The organism is Janthinobacterium sp. J1-1 (assembly GCF_030944405.1).
In the GTDB taxonomy this organism is placed as follows: Bacteria; Pseudomonadota; Gammaproteobacteria; order Burkholderiales; family Burkholderiaceae_D; genus Janthinobacterium.
Genome location: NZ_CP132339.1, coordinates 4,935,190 through 4,951,195, shown reverse-complemented (window position 1 = coordinate 4,951,195; position 16,006 = coordinate 4,935,190). Strand labels below are relative to the sequence as shown.

Annotated in this window: 12 protein-coding genes; 6 read left to right on the top strand and 6 right to left on the bottom strand. The window is 64.2% G+C overall.

Going from position 1 to position 16,006, the window contains the following annotated elements; translation table 11 throughout:
* Position 1: 1 nt before the first annotated feature.
* The 3 genes from Q8L25_RS22680 to Q8L25_RS22670 are packed head-to-tail and all read right to left on the bottom strand — an operon-like array spanning position 2 to position 4,126.
* Positions 2-1,987, bottom strand: a complete 1,986-nt coding sequence (locus tag Q8L25_RS22680) for a WG repeat-containing protein (protein WP_308921552.1) — start codon at positions 1,985-1,987, stop codon at positions 2-4.
* Positions 1,984-2,814 (bottom strand): alpha/beta hydrolase, encoded by an 831-nt coding sequence (locus Q8L25_RS22675; RefSeq protein WP_308921551.1) that lies wholly within the window; start codon positions 2,812-2,814, stop codon positions 1,984-1,986. The genes Q8L25_RS22680 and Q8L25_RS22675 overlap by 4 nt, the downstream gene beginning before the upstream one ends.
* 1 nt (position 2,815) lies before the next feature.
* Positions 2,816-4,126 carry an O-acetylhomoserine aminocarboxypropyltransferase gene (locus Q8L25_RS22670; RefSeq protein ID WP_308921550.1) on the bottom strand — a complete coding sequence of 437 codons (1,311 nt, stop codon included), beginning with the start codon at positions 4,124-4,126 and terminating at the stop codon, positions 2,816-2,818.
* A gap of 243 nt (positions 4,127-4,369) precedes the next feature.
* On the opposite strand from Q8L25_RS22670, the gene Q8L25_RS22665 reads away from it, so the two are divergent.
* Positions 4,370-4,978: a 2OG-Fe(II) oxygenase gene (locus tag Q8L25_RS22665; RefSeq protein WP_308921549.1), complete on the top strand. Its 609-nt coding sequence runs from the start codon at positions 4,370-4,372 to the stop codon at positions 4,976-4,978.
* Between the two features lie 144 nt (positions 4,979-5,122).
* Positions 5,123-5,569, top strand: coding sequence for a CBS domain-containing protein (locus tag Q8L25_RS22660; protein ID WP_065309015.1), 447 nt, complete (start codon positions 5,123-5,125; stop codon positions 5,567-5,569).
* A 65-nt stretch (positions 5,570-5,634) separates the two neighbouring features.
* On the opposite strand, the gene Q8L25_RS22655 is transcribed toward Q8L25_RS22660, so the two are convergent.
* The gene (locus Q8L25_RS22655; RefSeq protein ID WP_308921548.1) at positions 5,635-7,896 is read right to left on the bottom strand and encodes an EAL domain-containing protein; all 2,262 of its coding nucleotides are present in this window, start codon (positions 7,894-7,896) and stop codon (positions 5,635-5,637) included.
* Between the two features lie 285 nt (positions 7,897-8,181).
* Here Q8L25_RS22655 and aroC point away from each other — a divergent pair, with 285 nt between their 5' ends.
* Positions 8,182-9,276, top strand: coding sequence for a chorismate synthase (gene aroC / locus Q8L25_RS22650; protein ID WP_308921547.1), 1,095 nt, complete (start codon positions 8,182-8,184; stop codon positions 9,274-9,276).
* A gap of 199 nt (positions 9,277-9,475) precedes the next feature.
* Here aroC and Q8L25_RS22645 read toward each other — a convergent pair whose 3' ends face one another.
* Together Q8L25_RS22645 and Q8L25_RS22640 are read right to left on the bottom strand one after the other, a co-directional pair.
* Positions 9,476-10,972 (bottom strand): HDOD domain-containing protein, encoded by a 1,497-nt coding sequence (locus tag Q8L25_RS22645; protein WP_308921546.1) that lies wholly within the window; start codon positions 10,970-10,972, stop codon positions 9,476-9,478.
* Positions 10,969-12,708, bottom strand: a complete 1,740-nt coding sequence (locus Q8L25_RS22640) for a GGDEF domain-containing protein (protein WP_308921545.1) — start codon at positions 12,706-12,708, stop codon at positions 10,969-10,971. Before Q8L25_RS22640 ends, Q8L25_RS22645 begins: the two co-directional genes overlap by 4 nt.
* 383 nt (positions 12,709-13,091) lie before the next feature.
* Between Q8L25_RS22640 and Q8L25_RS22635 the strand changes: the two genes are divergently transcribed.
* From Q8L25_RS22635 to Q8L25_RS22625, 3 genes are all read left to right on the top strand, one after another.
* Positions 13,092-14,786: an isovaleryl-CoA dehydrogenase gene (locus Q8L25_RS22635; protein WP_308921544.1), complete on the top strand. Its 1,695-nt coding sequence runs from the start codon at positions 13,092-13,094 to the stop codon at positions 14,784-14,786.
* Between the two features lie 144 nt (positions 14,787-14,930).
* Entirely contained in the window at positions 14,931-15,581 is a 651-nt protein-coding gene (gene upp, locus Q8L25_RS22630; protein ID WP_308921543.1) for a uracil phosphoribosyltransferase, read from the top strand.
* Between the two features lie 22 nt (positions 15,582-15,603).
* Positions 15,604-15,966: an Hpt domain-containing protein gene (locus Q8L25_RS22625; protein WP_308921542.1), complete on the top strand. Its 363-nt coding sequence runs from the start codon at positions 15,604-15,606 to the stop codon at positions 15,964-15,966.
* The last annotated feature ends 40 nt before the right edge of the window (positions 15,967-16,006 follow it).

Genomic DNA, 16,006 nt, shown 5'->3' with positions numbered 1-16,006 from the left:
CTCAATAAAAGACGGGTTCGATGGCCGACTGCCGCGCAATCGCCTCAAAGGCCTTTCTGTCCTGATCGCGCAGCACGGCCAGCCAATAGGTGTCCTCGCCACCCTGCATGTTCACCAGCTGCAATCCGTGCGGCGCCAGGTGGCGCGCGATGGCCTCGAAACCATCGGTGATGCTGGCGCCATCCTCCTCGCCGTCCCACGTGAAGTCCTGCAGGGCCGGCACGGCGATATGCTGGCCGATCATGGCGATTTCATCAACCGACTTCCAGTCCAGCGTGGTGCCATGGCCCAGCGCGTCGGCAGCGGTCGACCATAGCAGGAACAGGCAGGCCGCTTCCGGCGTGTCGCCTTCATATTCTTCTTCCGGGTCGTCTTCCTTCAGTTCTTCCAATGCAAGGTCCACGCAGCGCCGGGCCAGTGCCTCGTCACCTTGCAGCAGCAGGGCGGCGATGGCGCGCAGCTGGTCGTGGTCGGCCAGTTCCAGCAGCTGTGCCGGCGTATAGCTGTTGCGCTCCACGGGTGCTTGCTTGTTCAAGCCCAGGGCCTGGTTCAGCTGCGCCGAGATATCGGCCCGGAAGCCGTCGAGCGTGTCGACCTGCACCAGCAGCCCGCCCGCAAAATCCATGCGCCACACCATGCCGTCCTTGAGCACGAACAGGAAGTCGCTTTGCGCGGTGACGCCGTGCAGATGGTGCGCGGGAGCATATTGCGGCTTGAAGGCCTGCTTGCCGTCCAGGGTCAGCATGCAGACCAGGCCCTGCGCGTCGATGGCGTAGACCAGGTTCTTGCGCAGCTTCGGCGGCGACGAGGTGGTGGCGCTGTCGATGAAGGTGTACTGGCACGGCGCCAGCGGTTCGCCCTTGCTGTTGACGAGCCCGAACAGAAAGCGCTCGCCGATACGCTGGCTGACGATGGCGATTTTTTTTCGCGTGCCGAAGTCCTGCACCGAGCTGTATTGGGGCGGCACCACAAGCATGCCTGTCGCATCGATCACCCCGCACACATTGCGCTCATCGTTATCCTGCATATCGCGCTCGAAGTCGAATAGCTGATCCTCGCGTTGGCCGATCTGGCACACCTTATCCATCAGCAATCTGCCGTCGGGCAGGTGCAGCAGGCTGCTGGTGCCGTCTGGCGCGATCTGCTGCGCCAGATGGGGGCTGATCACATACAGCGCGCCAGGTGCGGGCGGCAGCACGATGGTGCCGTTCAGATCCAGCAGACCCTGACAGCCGGGCTGCGTGGCCGGCGCATAGGTGATCCAGCCTTCCTCGGCATAGTGACTGCCCAGGTCGACCGCCTGCATTTCCAGCGGCACGATCCAGCGGCCATACGGCGTGACCAGTCCGTGCACGGCAGGATCGGCGATGGCAGTCACTTCGTAGCACTGCGCTTCCTCCACCCATGCGAGCACGTTCAGCCGCTGCATGAACGGCAGTTCTTCGACCGCGCGTTCTTCGATATTGGCCAGGTGCGCGCTGGCAGAGGAACACCAGTAGCCGATGGCGTCCATATTGGCGGCCAGCAGCGGCGCGAGTACTTCCCGGTCGCCGCACAGCAACGCCGCCTGCAGCGCTGCCGCTTCGGCGGCGATCGCCTGCAGCTGCTGTGCAAACTCGGGCGTGCCGATATCGTGGCCTATCAACTGCACGCCATCGAGCACCAGCCACTGTTCGCCGTTGGCCAGCAAGCTGGCGATGGCGCTGCGCGCAACGATGGCGGCCGCGTCGCGCGGCTTGTCCATCAGCGCGGCCAGCGCCTGCCAGCTGGCGCGCGCCTGGGCCATCGGTGCGGCCAGCACGCAAACATGTTCCTCGCCATCGTCGTAGAGGGGCCAGGTAATGGCCTGCGCAGAGCTGCCCAGCAGCAGCTTGAACAGCATCGGCGTGGCTTGCCGCCATTCGGCCAGGCCAGAGATGGCGTCGATGTCAAAATCCGGATGGTCGGGAAGGTGGTGGGTGCTGAACAGGACGGCGGTGGAAATCATGAAGTTTTCGTTAAAAAAGCGGGTTTGGTGGCGGCAAACGCATACAGGGCGTCGAGCACGGCGTCGGGCTGCTCGGCCATCAGTTCATGGCCGGCATCGACCTGCACCACCTTGCCATGCGCGATGGCGCAGACCAGCAGCTTGGTCGATTTTGGCGGCGTCATCATGTCGCGCGCGCCGAAAAGGAACAGGGTCGGGCAGTGGATGGACGCTGCCGCGGCTTCGCCATTGGCGTAGGCATTGCAGGCATAAAAATCGGTATGGAATACGTGCGCCGGATTGATGGCAGCGATGCGCTGCTTGAGCCGGCGCGCGCCGCCCATGGCGTAGAAACCGGGGCCGGGAAACGACGGCTTTTGCGCGATCGAGGAATGCGACCAGAGATTGACCATGTCGATCGCCGCCTGCTCGTCGTTTTTCGACGTTTCCAGCAGCGCCGGCGACACTTTCATTGGATAGGTCGAACCCAGCATGGCCAGCTGGCTGACGCGCCCGGGCGCCTGGTACGCCGCTTCCAGCGCGATCAGGGAACCCATGCTGTGGCCGACCAGCATGGCCTGCGGCACGCCGGCCGCGTCGAGCACCGCCAGTATCCAGCGCGACAGTTCCTCCACCGTGGTTTTGGCGTCGCCTGCGCTCCTGCCATGGCCGGGCAGGTCGACCGCCAGCACATTCCAGCCGTGGTGGGCAAAGTAGCGTGTCTGCAGCGCCCACACGCTATGGTCGTTCTGCGCACCGTGGATAAACACGGCGGTCGGTTGCGCGGCGTTGAATGGCTTGCCGCCCGTGTAGCAATAAGCGCTTGCGTTGTCGACGATGTAGATCATCTCAGGCGCCTTTCTGTGACAGTTTCAGGCCACGCGCCAGGTCCGCGATCAGGTCGTCCGCGTCTTCCAGCCCCACCGACAGGCGCATCGTGCCTTGCGTGATGCCGGCCTGTTCGAGCTGTTCGTTGGGCACGCGGAAGTGGGTGGTGGAGGCGGGGTGGATCACCAGCGACTTGGCGTCGCCCACATTGGCCAGGTGAGAAAAGATGGCCAGGCTGTCGACGAAGCGCTGGCCGGCCGCGCGGTCGCCGCGCAGGTTGAAGGTGAACACGGCGCCGGCGCCCTTCGGCAGCAGGGTCTTGGCCAGCTCGTGGTCGGGGTGGGTCGGCAGCTCGGGATAGGACACCGATTCCACGGCCGGATTGGACAATAGAAAATCGATGACCTTGCGGGTATTGGCAACATGGCGGTCCATGCGCAGGCCCAGGGTTTCGATGCCCTGCAGCACGGCAAACGCGTTGTGCGGGCTCATCACCGCGCCGAAGTCGCGCAAGCCTTCGCGGCGCGCGCGCAGGGCGAACGGCGCCACGGTCGATTCTTCGGCAAACACCATGCCGTGAAAGCCGTCATACGGTTCGCACAGTTCGGCAAAGCGGCCGGTCCGGTCGTAGGCGGCTTGCCAGTCGAAGGTGCCGCCGTCGACCAGCAGGCCGCCGATGGCCGTGCCGTGGCCGCACAGGAACTTGGTGGCCGAGTGGAACACCAGGTCGGCGCCGTGGTCAAAAGGCTTCAGCAGATACGGCGTGGTAAAGGTCGAGTCCAGCATCAGCGGCAGGTGGTGTTCGTGCGCCAGCGCGGCCACCTGGGGAATATTGAGTACATCGAGGCCGGGATTGCCCAGCGTTTCGGCAAACAGCACCTTGGTTTCGGGCCGGATCGCGGCGCGCCAGGCGTCGAGATCGCGCGGGTCGACAAAGGTAGTGACGATGCCGAAGCGTTTCAGGGTATAGGCCAGCAGGTTGTGCGAGCCGCCGTACAGCGCGCGCGAGGCCACCACGTGCGAACCGGCGCCGGCAATCGTGCACAGGCCCAGGTGCATGGCGGCCTGGCCGCTGGCCGTGGCGATGCCCGCCACGCCGCCTTCGAGGGCGGCGATGCGCTCTTCGAGCACGGCGTTGGTGGGGTTCGATATGCGCGAGTACACATGGCCGGCGCGCTCCATATTGAACAGCGAGGCGGCGTGGTCCGAGCTCTTGAAGGCGAACGAGGACGTGAAGTGGATCGGCGTGGCGCGCGCGCCCGTGGCCGGATCGGGCGCGGCGCCCCCGTGCAGGGAAAGAGTGTCGAAACCCAGGTATTTCGGACCGCTCATGATGTCTCCACCTATTGTTTTAATCGCCAGATCGTACCCCGATTCCGGAAGGAACAAAAGAGCGGCCGTGCGGGGCGCATGGGCTGCGGCTTTGCGCGCCGCTGAAAACATGCCACGCGCCGGAGCGCGTAGTGTACGATGGCGCGTCAGCGATCTTTGGCGTATGCGTTTCACGGAAATCCTGGGCTTAGACTGCGCGCGCAACGGCACGTGCAGGTGCACGTCCACCAGGAAAGATTCGCCATGATGCTGACTTCGCCCACCGCATGCGAGCTGTCGTTCGATGATTTGCACCGCCATGGCTGGTCGCAGCACGATGGCTTTCTTTCCCCGCAACTGAGCCGCCAGCTGGCCGCGCAATGCGTGCAGGCGCGCGGCGATGGCCGCATGAAGGCGGCCGGCACCGGCAGCGGCCGCACGCCTGGCGTGGACAGCACCGTCCGCGGCGACAGCATCGCCTGGCTGGAAGCGGGCCAGTCCGACGCCTGCGACCAGTACCTGGCCTTGATGGACGCCTTGCGCCGGCAGCTGAACCGTGAACTGTTCCTCGGCCTGGACGAATATGAAAGCCATTTCGCCCTTTATGCGCCGGGCGCCTTTTACCGCGCCCACCTGGACCGTTTTCGCGACGACGATCAGCGCACGGTGTCGGTGGTGATTTACCTCAATGACGACTGGCTGCCCGGCCAGGGCGGCGCGCTGCGCCTGCATCCCGAAGGGCAGGCCAGCCGCGATATCCTGCCCGAAGCGGGCCGCATGGTGATGTTCCTGTCGGCCGAGATGCTGCACGAGGTGCTGCCGACGGCCCGCGAGCGCCTGTCGCTGGCCGGCTGGCTACGCCGGCGCGCGTAGATGAGGGTGACAAGGGTGGCTTGGAAGCTTTCCTGTGGGATTTGATTGACCGCAAGGCTGGATTTTTTGGCAGGCATAGGCTACAGTCCCAATCAGGGCTCAGAACAACTACAATACCACTCTCACGCGGACAGGACGGCCAATATGAAAGTATCTGAAATTCTCCAAGTCAAGGGCAACATCCTCTACACGGTGACGCCCGACCAGCCTTTGCTGGATGCGGCCAATACCATGGCGGAAAAAGACATCGGTTCGCTGGTGGTCATGGAATTTGGCGACCTGGTCGGCATGCTGACCTTCCGCGAGGTGCTCAATGCGCTGCACGAAAACGCGGGCCAGATCGGCGGCGGCACCGTGCGCAAGCACATGGATGACCACCCGATCACCGTCACGCCGGATACCGAGGTCAATGAAGTGCGCCGCATCATGCTGGAAAAGCATGCGCGCTACCTGCCGGTGATGAACGCCAAGACCCTGCTGGGCGTGATCTCGTTTTATGACGTGGCGCGCGCCGTGCTCGAAGCGCAAAGCTTTGAAAACCAGATGCTCAAGGCCTATATCCGCGACTGGCCGGCCGAAACGCCGGACTGACCACGGGTCGCGGCAGCATGAAAAACGCCGGCATTGCCGGCGTTGTCGTTTGGAAAGTAATCTCGTCAGGCCGCGCCCTGCATCGCTTCATCGCTGAGCCAGCTGGCCAGCGCATCGGCCGTCATCGGCCGGGCGAACAAAAAGCCCTGCGCGATCGGGCAGCCGAGCGACTGCAGAATCTGCGCCTGGCGCTCGTCTTCCACGCCTTCGGCGATCACCGCCAGGCCCAGGTTGCGGCCCAGCTGTATCACCATCTCGGCGATGCTGCTGCCGCGTGCCGAGCCGGTGATTTCCGTGACGAACGCGCGGTCGATCTTCAGCCGGTCCACCTGCAGCCGCTGCAGGTAGGAGAGGGAGGAAAAACCGGTGCCGAAGTCATCGATGGCGATGCTCACGCCGGTCTGCTTGATCTGCCACAGCATCTTGATCAACAGGTCCGGTTCTTCCATGGCCATCGATTCGGTGATTTCCAGTTCGACGAATTCGGGCGGCGCCTGCGTGTCTTCCAGTGCCTGGCGCAGCATCTCGAGGAACAGCGGATGGCGGAACTGCACCTGCGACACATTGACCGACATGACGAAATTGCGGTGGCCCAGTTCGCGCAGCCGCACCAGTTCGCGGCAGGCCGTGCGCAGCACCCATTCGCCGAGGTCGATGATGATGCCCGAATATTCGGCGATCGGGATGAAGCGGTCGGGCGAGATGAACTTGCCGTCCGGCGTCTGCCAGCGCAGCAGCGCTTCGGCGCCCACCGGGCGGCGCGTCGACAGGTCGATCTGCGGCTGGTAGACGACAAACAGCTGGCCTTGCGCAAAGCCGGTGCGCAGCGCATGCATCATGCGCACGCGCTCGCGGATCTCGATGCCCATGCTGCGCGAAAAATAGAAGTGGCCGGCGCGCTGCTGGGTCTTGGCGCGTTTCAGTGCGATGTCGGCGTCCTTCAGCGCGTCGGCGCCGGTGCCCGCATGCTCGCCCAGGCGCACCAGGCCCAGGGTGGCCGACAATTGCACGTCCTGGCCGTCGATGCTGAACGGCGTCTGGAACAGGGCCAGGATCTGGGCCGGATTGACTTGTGACGCGTCACCGAGCACGCAAAAGATATCGCCGCCCAGGCGCGCCACCGTCAGTTGCGAGCCCAGCTGGGTTTGCAGCCGGCCCGCCACGGCGAGCAGCAGCAGGTCGCCGAACTTGTGGCCCAGCGCATCATTGGTTTCGGCGAAATGGTCGAGGTCGACCAGGCACAGCGTGGCGTCGTCGCGGGCCGGGCCGGCCAGCGCCGCGTCGAGGATTTCCACCAGGCGCGTGCGGTTCGGCAACTTCGACAACTGGTCATAAAACGCCGCATTATGCAGGTGGCTGACCAGCTCCACATTGTCCAGGCCGACGGCGACATTGCTGCAAAATACTTCGAGCAGGCCTTCCTCGATGGCGGTCAAGGGGCGCGGCAGCAGCAGGTAGGCGGCCGAATCGCGGCTGGACTTGCCGGCGAAATACAAGGTGGCGTAATCGTGCGCATACACATTGCGCCGCTGCGCCAGCGCGTGTTCGATGGCGGCGGCGATGCGCGGATTGTCCACGCTGCACAGGGCGCCGTGCGCCACGCCCGAAAAGCAGCCGGCATGGGCGCACACCAGCAGGCTGCGCTTGCCCTTGTCGTTGACTTCCTGGGTGCACAGCACGCCGTCGGCGCGGATATGCAGCAGGTCGGCCACCTGTGCCAGCACGCCGGCCGAGAAATTCTGCACGCCGTGCAGCGCCATCAGCTGGGTGCTGGCGTGGACGATGCGGTCCAGGCCGCGCCGGCTGTTGCTGATGGAGCGGATCTGCTCGTATGAGCGGATGGCCGCCGTGACGGTGGTAAACAACTTGATGCGGGTCAGCTCGGACTTGGTCTTGTAGTCGTTGATGTCGAAATCGCGGATGGCGTCGATTTCCGGCGCATAGCCGGGCTGGCCGGTGCGCAGGATGATGCGCACATCGCTCATCTTCAGCGTTTCGCGGATATGGCGCACCAGGTGCAGGCCGGCGTCGTCCTGTTCCATCACCACGTCGAGCAGGATGACGGCGATATCGCTTTCATGCTTGAGCAATTCGCGCGCCTGGCCGGCCGAATAGGCGTGCACGAACTCGAGCGGACGGTGCTGCATCTCCAGGTTGCCGAGGGCAAAGGTGGTGGTGGAATGGACGTCTTCATCGTCGTCGATGATCATCACCCGCCACACGCTGCGCGCACTGGTACTGGCCGGCGCGGCAGGCTGCTCATCAAGGAATACCAGGTCGTCGTGATCGTCCTTGTCGGCATCAAGGGGAGTGATCGGTGCGGGCATGTAGTTAACTTCTCCAGAGCTCAGTAAGGTAGGCATATCGGCAAACACAGGGCACGACATCGAAGGCCGACCATTTTTCCAACTGTCTTGATCCAAGTATATAGCGATTTAACAAGGCAAAAGTTTTTTTTAGGATTATTCATTGCAGCAATATTTGCAGCTTTGCATGATTGTAACTGTTGCTCCACATTTTCTGCCGAAACTTTGTGGCGGCCAACCGCAGGAGGGGTAGGGCGGGGCATGGGCTGGTAGAATGGCGTTTTCCAGTCTTTCATATTCCCTACTATGTCCGGCAACTCTTTTGGCAAGCTGTTTACTGTTACCACTTTCGGCGAATCGCATGGTCCGGCCATCGGCTGCGTGATCGATGGCTGTCCGCCCGGGCTGGTGTTGTCCGAAGCCGATATCCAGCCCGAGCTGGACCGCCGCAAGCCTGGCACCTCGCGCCACGTGACGCAGCGCCAGGAATCGGATACGGTGGAAATTTTATCGGGCGTCTACCAGGGCGTGACCACCGGCACGCCGATCGCTTTGCTGATCCGCAATGAAGACCAGCGCAGCAAGGACTACGGCAATATCGCCGAGAGTTTCCGCCCCGGCCACGCCGACTATACCTACTGGCACAAATACGGCGTACGCGACCCGCGCGGTGGCGGCCGTTCGTCGGCGCGCCTGACGGCGCCGGTGGTGGGCGCGGCGGCGATCGCCAAGAAATGGCTGCTGCAGCAGTACGGCACCACGTTCAAGGGCTGCATGAGCCAGCTGGGCGACATTCCCGTGCCGTTCCGGTCCTGGGAACACGTGCACGGCAATCCCTTCTTTGCCGCCAGCGACGACGCCGCGCTGATCGCCAGCATGGAAGAGGCGATGGACCAGCTGCGCCGCGACGGCGACTCCATCGGCGCCCGCATCGACGTGATCGCGCAGAACGTGCCGGTGGGCCTGGGCCAGCCGATCTACGACAAGCTCGATGCCGACATCGCCTACGCGATGATGGGCATCAATGCGGTCAAGGGCGTGGAAATCGGCGCCGGTTTCGATTCGGTGGCGCAAAAGGGCTCGGAGCATGGCGACGAACTGACGCCGGAAGGCTTTGTCGGCAATAACGCCGGCGGCGTGCTGGGGGGGATTTCGACCGGGCAGGATATCAGTGTCTCGATCGCCATCAAGCCAACCTCGTCTATCCGCACCCCGCGCCGCTCGATCGATAAAGAGGGCAACCCGGTGATGGTGGAAACCTTTGGCCGCCACGACCCCTGCGTGGGCATCCGCGCCACGCCGATCGCCGAAGCGATGCTGGCGCTGGTGCTGATCGATCATGCGCTGATGCATCGGGCGCAGTGCGGTGATGTGGCTGTTTCGACGCCGAAATTGAAGTAAACGGGCCTGAGAAAATGCCGATGGCGGCGTTGCAGCTCCTTGTCGTACATGCGTACTGCCTGCGTCGCTGCGCCTTGCCCTCGACATTTTTCAGGCCCGCTTGGCCCGGTGCGCCTTTGCGGACGTATGGGCTTTAATACGTCTTGCCGCTGTGCTTGTGGCGCATGGCCCCGGCATTTCGCCGTCGGGGGGTAAAATCTTACGCTACTTTATTCGTCACCAATTCCAGCTGGTGCCGCATCTCCACCGACTGCACCAGCAACGCCCGGATATCGTTGATCAGGTTGAATTCCGTCTGGTTCAGCTGGATCGGCGGGAAGCTGTCGTCCCAGTCGCCGTATAAAAATCCCGTCGGGTGGCCGTTTGCCGACAGTGGCAGCACCACGAAGCTGCGCGCGTCCGACAGGGTCGACTTCCACCATTGCGGCAGCTTGGCGGCGAATTTCGGGTCGCGCGCGTTGTCGATGAAGATCACGCGGTCGCTATTGAGCGCCGCATGGAACACGTTCGGCTCGTAGGCGTCGCCGAACACCATCAGGTCCTGCAGCGCGGCCGCGCCTTCGCCCATGCAAATGCGTGCCGAGTACAGATGTTCCTTGTGGTTGCGCACAAAGGCCACCGAGCGCGAAAAATCAAAGCCCTGGTGCAGGGTTTCCAGCGCCATCGAGACCATCTGGCCCGGATTGGCGGTGCCGATGGCGCCACGCAGGTCCAGCAGGCCGCTGGTCAGGATGCGGTTGCCTTCGGCGCGCAAGCGGGTCGACGCCAGCTGGCGCGCGCGCCGCTCCATCGGTTTCGACAGCGGCGCGATGGTGAGATCGGCAGCCGCCATGACCTTGGCTTTTTCCACAGCTTCCACCACCGCTTCAGGCTGCATGCCCAGCATGCCGGCGTAGTTGCCGATCAGCGCATGGACTTCGGCCGCGCCGTTGGCGTCGTCGTGCCACAGCGAATCGGCGCAGCGCGCCGCCATGGTCGACAGGCCGGCCATCCAGTCGGCACCGCTGACGACCTCATCGGGCTGCATCGGCGCCAGCGGGCGCATGCCGTCGATCAGGTGCTGCGGCAGGCCCCAGTGGGCGGCCGTGGCATAACCCACTTCGGGCAGGCTCAGGCCGAGGATTTCCGGCGCCGCCGCCGCTTCGTTGCCGGGTCCGCCATGCGCCTGCAGCCGCGCCCAATAGTCGGTCATGTAGAAGGTGATCATCATGCGGCCCAGCGTATGCAGCATCGAACACACCACGGCCTGTTCGGCCTGCAGGCTGCCGGCGCTGGTGGCCACTTGCTGGGCCACCATGCCGGCCAGGACCGCTTTTTCCATCTCGACGTGGGCGCTGACCGAATCCGGCGTCGCCTGCGACAATTCCTCGATCAGTTTCAGGCCCAGCGCCAGGTGGCCGATGGCGTCCAGGCCCAGCACCAGCACCGCTTTCGACACCGTGTTGACGCGCTGGCCGAAGGCCGAGTACATGCCGCTGTTGGCCAGGCGCAGCACCTTGTGCGTCAGGACCGGGTCCGACAGCACGGTTTGCGTCATGTCGAAGGCGTGATCGTCCTCGCCGCGCATGGCGCCCAGTATGGCGCTGATGGCCTTGGCAAAGCCGGGCATGTCGCCCTGCTGGCGCGTGCGCGACCACAGCAGTTCCAGGGTGTTCCTGCCGAGCTGGGTCGGCGCCGTATAGTGGCCAGGGTTCATTGCACACCTCCGCGCGGTTGATTGGCAGGCGGCGCAGTCACCAGCGCCGCATAGGTTTTTTCGCTCAAGGCCGAGAGCGCCGCGTGGGCGGGCATGGGTTTGCCGGTCAGGTAGCCCTGCACATATCGGCAGCCGCGTGATTCGATGAAATGCATTTGTTCTTCAGTTTCCACGCCTTCCGCCACCACCGACAGGTTCAGGTGCTTGGCCAGGTCGAGAATGGTGTTGCAGATGGCGGCGTCCTTGCTCGATTCGGGCAAGTCCTTGATGAAAGTACGGTCTATCTTCAGCACCGAGATGGGAAAGCGCTTCAGGTAGGCCAGCGAGGAGTAGCCGGTGCCGAAGTCGTCGATGGCGATGCGCGCGCGGCGCTCCGTCATCTTGACCAGGATGGCTTCGGCGTGCACCGGGTCGATCATCAGCGTGCCTTCGGTAATTTCCAGCACCAGGTTTTCGCCGGACAGGCCGGAAAACGCCAGCGCATCGTCGAGCACGTCGAGGAATTTATCGTTGCGGAACTGGCGCGGGCTGATATTGACCGAGATATACAGGTGGCGCTGCGCCACCTCCTGGAACTGGCGCAGCTGCACGCAGGCCGCTTTCAGCGCCCAGGCGCCCAGCAGGTTGATCAGGCCATTGGCCTCGGCGATCGGGATAAAGCGCACCGGCGGCACCAGGCCCAGGGTCGGGTGCTTCCAGCGCATCAGCGTTTCGAATCCCTGGATCTGGCGCGTGCGCGCGTCGACGATGGGCTGGTAATACAGCAGAAATTCGCCTTCGCGCACGGCCTGGAACATCGCCGCCTCGAGCGAGATATCGTGTTCGGAGGGGCCGTTCAGGCGCGGGCTGTAGATCAGGCAGCGCGCCTTGCCGGTTTCCTTGGCGCGCGACATGGCCGCGTCGGCCAGCGCCACCAGCCGCACTTCGTCTTCCGCATGCAGCGGATAAATCGACACGCCGATCGAGGCGCCCACGTAGATCTTGTGGCCATCGACTTCGAACGGCGCCTGCAGGGTGGCCAGCAAGCGGCCCGTGACCAGCTTGATCTGCGCATCGGTGGCGCTGCCGGGCAGCACGGCGACGAATTCATCGCCGCCGGCGCGCGCCAGGGTATCGCTGTCGCGCAAGGTCTTGCGCAGGCGGGCGGCGGCCAGGCGCAGCACGGCGTCGCCGACCGGGTGGCCCAGGCCGTCATTGACTTTCTTGAAGCCGTCGAGGCCGATGGTGGCCACCGAAAAGCCCTGGCCCGAGCGTGCCGCCTGGGCGATCACCATGCGGATGCGGTCCGACAGCAGCAGCCGGTTCGGCAGCCCCGTCAGCGCATCGTGGGTGGCCATATGGCGCAGCCGCTCTTCCGTATTGTGCTGGGCCGAGGTGTCGCGCCCGACCACCAGCAATTCGGCCACGCCGGCCTGGTTGGCGTAGGACGACAAGCGCAGCTCGAACCAGATTTCCTGTTCCGGCATTTGCAGCCTTACTTCCAGGCGGCCCGGTACTTCGAGCGCGTCCTGCAGTGCCGCCTGCAGCGCGGCGCGCGAGGCTTCGGCCGCCAGCGGCAGCAGCAGATGGCCGACCAGGCCGGCGGGCGCGCCGAACAGGGTGGCGGCGCGCTTGCTGGCAAACAGGATCACGCCGTCCGCATCGAGCCGGAACACGATATCGCCTGCCTCTTCCATGAGGTTGTCCAGCTCGTGGCGTGTCTCGCGGTGGGCGGCGGAGGGGGTACTGGAAAACATCGTGCTGGCTTTACCTTTATCAGTGCTGCCGCCCAACTATGCGCATGGCGGCAAGCAAAATCATTGCGCATGGCGCGCCGCCTCATGGGCAACACGCCTGTTAAGGGGAATCGGCTTGACAGGACGGCAATAAATCGCCTGACCTTCTCGCTGGAACCCGATTTATAGGGAATGTATCATTGAAAACCAGGCAAAAACATGAAATTGAGCAACATTCCTTCAAGTAATAGAAAGAGTGTTGTTCATCCTGAATCGCAGGGACGTACCGGCGTCACGCTTGCCGGGGCCCTGCCTTTGCGCTAGTCTCGCAGGCAGGCTGGCGTTATTGCGTGCCGCCTGCCAGACCAGTCCGCCATGATAGCAAACCGCGATGGGGAACCGCCATGAATGCTTGTCATCTGCCAGAAAATACGCATGAAGTGTTCAACCAGGCCACGCCTTTCGAGGGCATCAACCTGTTTGCCTGCGATCCGGCGCTGCAGGAGGCGGTGCGGCGCGAAGGCGGCGAGGCGGCATCTGGCGGACTCGATATGCTGGGCGAGCGGCTGGGCAGTGCCGAACTGATCGCGCTGGCGCGGCTGGCCAATGTGCATGGGCCGCAACTGCGTCAGTTCGACCGCGGCGGGCGGCGCATCGACGAAGTGGAATTCCATCCGGCCTGGCATGGGCTGATGGAAGTGCTGGTCAGCGCGGGACTGCACGCGGCGCCGTGGTCGGGCGCCGGGACCGGGGCCCATGTGGCGCGCGCCGCCGCCTATATATTAGTGGGGCAGCTGGAAAACGGCGCGCAATGCCCGGTCACGATGACATTTGCGTCGGTGCCGGCACTGCGCCAGGCAACGGGCTTGCCGCAGATCATGGCGCGCTGGCTGCCGAAAATCCTTTCCCGCGACTATGATCCCCGTTCCTTGCCGGTCGAGCAGAAGCGCGGCGCGCTGATCGGCATGGGCATGACGGAAAAGCAGGGCGGCTCCGATGTGCGCAGCAATACCACGCGCGCCGAGGCGCTGCCTTTGGCCGAGGCGCAAACCCTGTTCGGCGACGAGGCGCCCAACGCTTGCCGCATCGTCGGCCATAAATGGTTTTTCTCGGCGCCGCAAAGCGACGCCCATCTGATCCTGGCGCAGGAGGGCGCTGCTGGCCTGTCGTGTTTCTTCCTGCCGCGCTACTTGCCCGACGGCAGCCGCAACGCCATCCGCGTGCAGCGCCTGAAAGACAAGCTGGGCAACCGCTCGAACGCCTCGGCCGAAGTGGAATTTGCCGGCGCCTATGGCTGGCGGGTGGGCGAGGCGGGCAGGGGCATACCGACCATCATCGAGATGGCCAGCCATACGCGGCTCGATTGCGTGCTGGGCACGACCGGCATCATGCGCGCCGCCTTGAGCCAGGCGCTGCACCACGCGCGCCAGCGCATGGCCTTCGGCAAGGTGCTGGCCGAACAACCGTTGATGCAGAACGTGCTGGCCGACCTGGCGCTGGAATCGGAAGCGGCCACCGTGTTCGCCATGCGCCTGGCGCGCTGTTTCGATGAAAAAGAAGACGAGGGGCAGGCCGCGCTGGCGCGCGTGCTGACGCCGGCCGGCAAATACTGGATCTGCAAGCGCGGGCCCGGCTTTGGCGCGGAGGCGATGGAAGTGCTGGGCGGCACCGGCTATGTGGAGGAAACGCCGCTGGCGCGCCTGTACCGCGAATTGCCCGTCAACTCGATCTGGGAAGGATCGGGCAATGTGATGTGCCTGGACGTGCTGCGCGCGCTGGCTCGCTCGCCGGCCGCGCGCACGGCGCTGGCGGCGGAACTGGCGCTGGCCGGCGATGCGGATGCGGTCTTCGTTGCCTATCGTGCGCAATTGCTGCAGGCGCTGGAACAGGGAGATACCGATGAGTTCGGCGCACGGGGGCTGGCCGAGCGCATCGTGCTGGCGGTGCAGGCGGCCTTGCTGCTGCGCCACGCGCCCGGCTTTGTGGCCACGGCGTTTGTTGCCTCGCGGCTGGCCCACGCGCCGGGCGGCGCCTATGGACGCTTGCCCGCCGGCACCGATTGCACGGCCATCCTGGCGCGCGCCTTGCGCGAATCGTGAATATTACTTGTTGTAATTATTTCGTAAATTCCAGCCACAGCAACGCTTGAGGCTGGGATAATGCGGTCATACACCACCAATCGATAGCTATGCGCAGGCCAGGCCCCTTGCCGCCGCGCCGCGCTTGACGAAAGACACAAGCACATGAAACAAGATCCACGCTTTCCCAATCTGTTCATCACCGATCACCCGCTGATCCAGCACAAGCTGAGCCATATGCGCGAGCACGACACGTCGACGCGCACCTTCCGCGAATTGCTCAAGGAAATCACCTTGCTGATGGGCTATGAAATCACGCGCGACCTGCCGCTGACCACGCGCGAAATCACGACGCCGCTGGTGACGATCGCCGCGCCCGTGATCGCCGGCAAGAAACTGGCCATCGTGCCCATCCTGCGCGCCGGCATCGGCATGAGCGACGGCTTGCTGAACCTGGTGCCATCGGCGCGGGTCGGCCATATCGGCGTGTACCGCGATCCGGCCACCCACATGCCGGTGGAATACCTGGTGCGCCTGCCGGACCCGAGCGAGCGTACCTTCATCCTGTGCGACCCGATGGTTGCCACCGGCAACTCGGCCGTGTACGCCGTCGACGTGCTGAAGAAGCGTGGCGTCTCCGACGAGCAGATCATCTTCCTGGCGCTGGTGGCCGCACCGGAAGGCGTGACCGTGTTCCAGAACGCCCATCCGAACGTCAAGATGTTTGCCGCCGCGCTCGATTCGCACCTGAACGAGCATGCCTATATCGTGCCGGGCCTGGGCGACGCCGGTGACCGTATCTTCGGCACCAAATAATTCACTCACGGGTATCACCAACATGGCAACCTTGATCGACCCCGATTTCCGCGCCCGCTTGCGCGCCCTGAATGACAAATATGCGGCCAGCGTGCCGGCGCTGATGCAGGCGATCGCCGCCGCCCAGGCGCGCTGCGACAGCGAAGGGCCGCGCCTGGAGCCGCTGACCGCCTTGCACCATGCCTTGCACGCGGTGGCCGGTTCGGCTGCCACCTTCGGCTTTGCCACCCTGGGCCAGGAATGCCGGCGCCTGGAACAGCTGGCGCGCCAGTTGTTGAACGAGCCGGGCAATGTGCTGGCGGAGTGGCCATTGCTGAGCACGCAGGTCGGCGCCTTGCTGCGCTGGGCCGCGAGGGACCCGGCCGCCACGCATTTCACGGCCTGAATGACAATGTTCGAGAAGCGTGGTTCAAATGATATATTTG

What these genes read in the sequence shown, in the direction of transcription:
- Q8L25_RS22680 (WP_308921552.1), bottom strand. Translation starts at nt 1,987, where the DNA reads ATGATTTCCACCGCCGTCCTGTTCAGCACCCACCACCTTCCCGACCAT.
- Q8L25_RS22675 (WP_308921551.1), bottom strand. Translation starts at nt 2,814, where the DNA reads ATGATCTACATCGTCGACAACGCAAGCGCTTATTGCTACACGGGCGGC.
- Q8L25_RS22670 (WP_308921550.1), bottom strand. Translation starts at nt 4,126, where the DNA reads ATGAGCGGTCCGAAATACCTGGGTTTCGACACTCTTTCCCTGCACGGG.
- Q8L25_RS22665 (WP_308921549.1), top strand. Translation starts at nt 4,370, where the DNA reads ATGATGCTGACTTCGCCCACCGCATGCGAGCTGTCGTTCGATGATTTG.
- Q8L25_RS22660 (WP_065309015.1), top strand. Translation starts at nt 5,123, where the DNA reads ATGAAAGTATCTGAAATTCTCCAAGTCAAGGGCAACATCCTCTACACG.
- Q8L25_RS22655 (WP_308921548.1), bottom strand. Translation starts at nt 7,896, where the DNA reads ATGCCCGCACCGATCACTCCCCTTGATGCCGACAAGGACGATCACGAC.
- aroC (WP_308921547.1), top strand. Translation starts at nt 8,182, where the DNA reads ATGTCCGGCAACTCTTTTGGCAAGCTGTTTACTGTTACCACTTTCGGC.
- Q8L25_RS22645 (WP_308921546.1), bottom strand. Translation starts at nt 10,972, where the DNA reads ATGAACCCTGGCCACTATACGGCGCCGACCCAGCTCGGCAGGAACACC.
- Q8L25_RS22640 (WP_308921545.1), bottom strand. Translation starts at nt 12,708, where the DNA reads ATGTTTTCCAGTACCCCCTCCGCCGCCCACCGCGAGACACGCCACGAG.
- Q8L25_RS22635 (WP_308921544.1), top strand. Translation starts at nt 13,092, where the DNA reads ATGAATGCTTGTCATCTGCCAGAAAATACGCATGAAGTGTTCAACCAG.
- upp (WP_308921543.1), top strand. Translation starts at nt 14,931, where the DNA reads ATGAAACAAGATCCACGCTTTCCCAATCTGTTCATCACCGATCACCCG.
- Q8L25_RS22625 (WP_308921542.1), top strand. Translation starts at nt 15,604, where the DNA reads ATGGCAACCTTGATCGACCCCGATTTCCGCGCCCGCTTGCGCGCCCTG.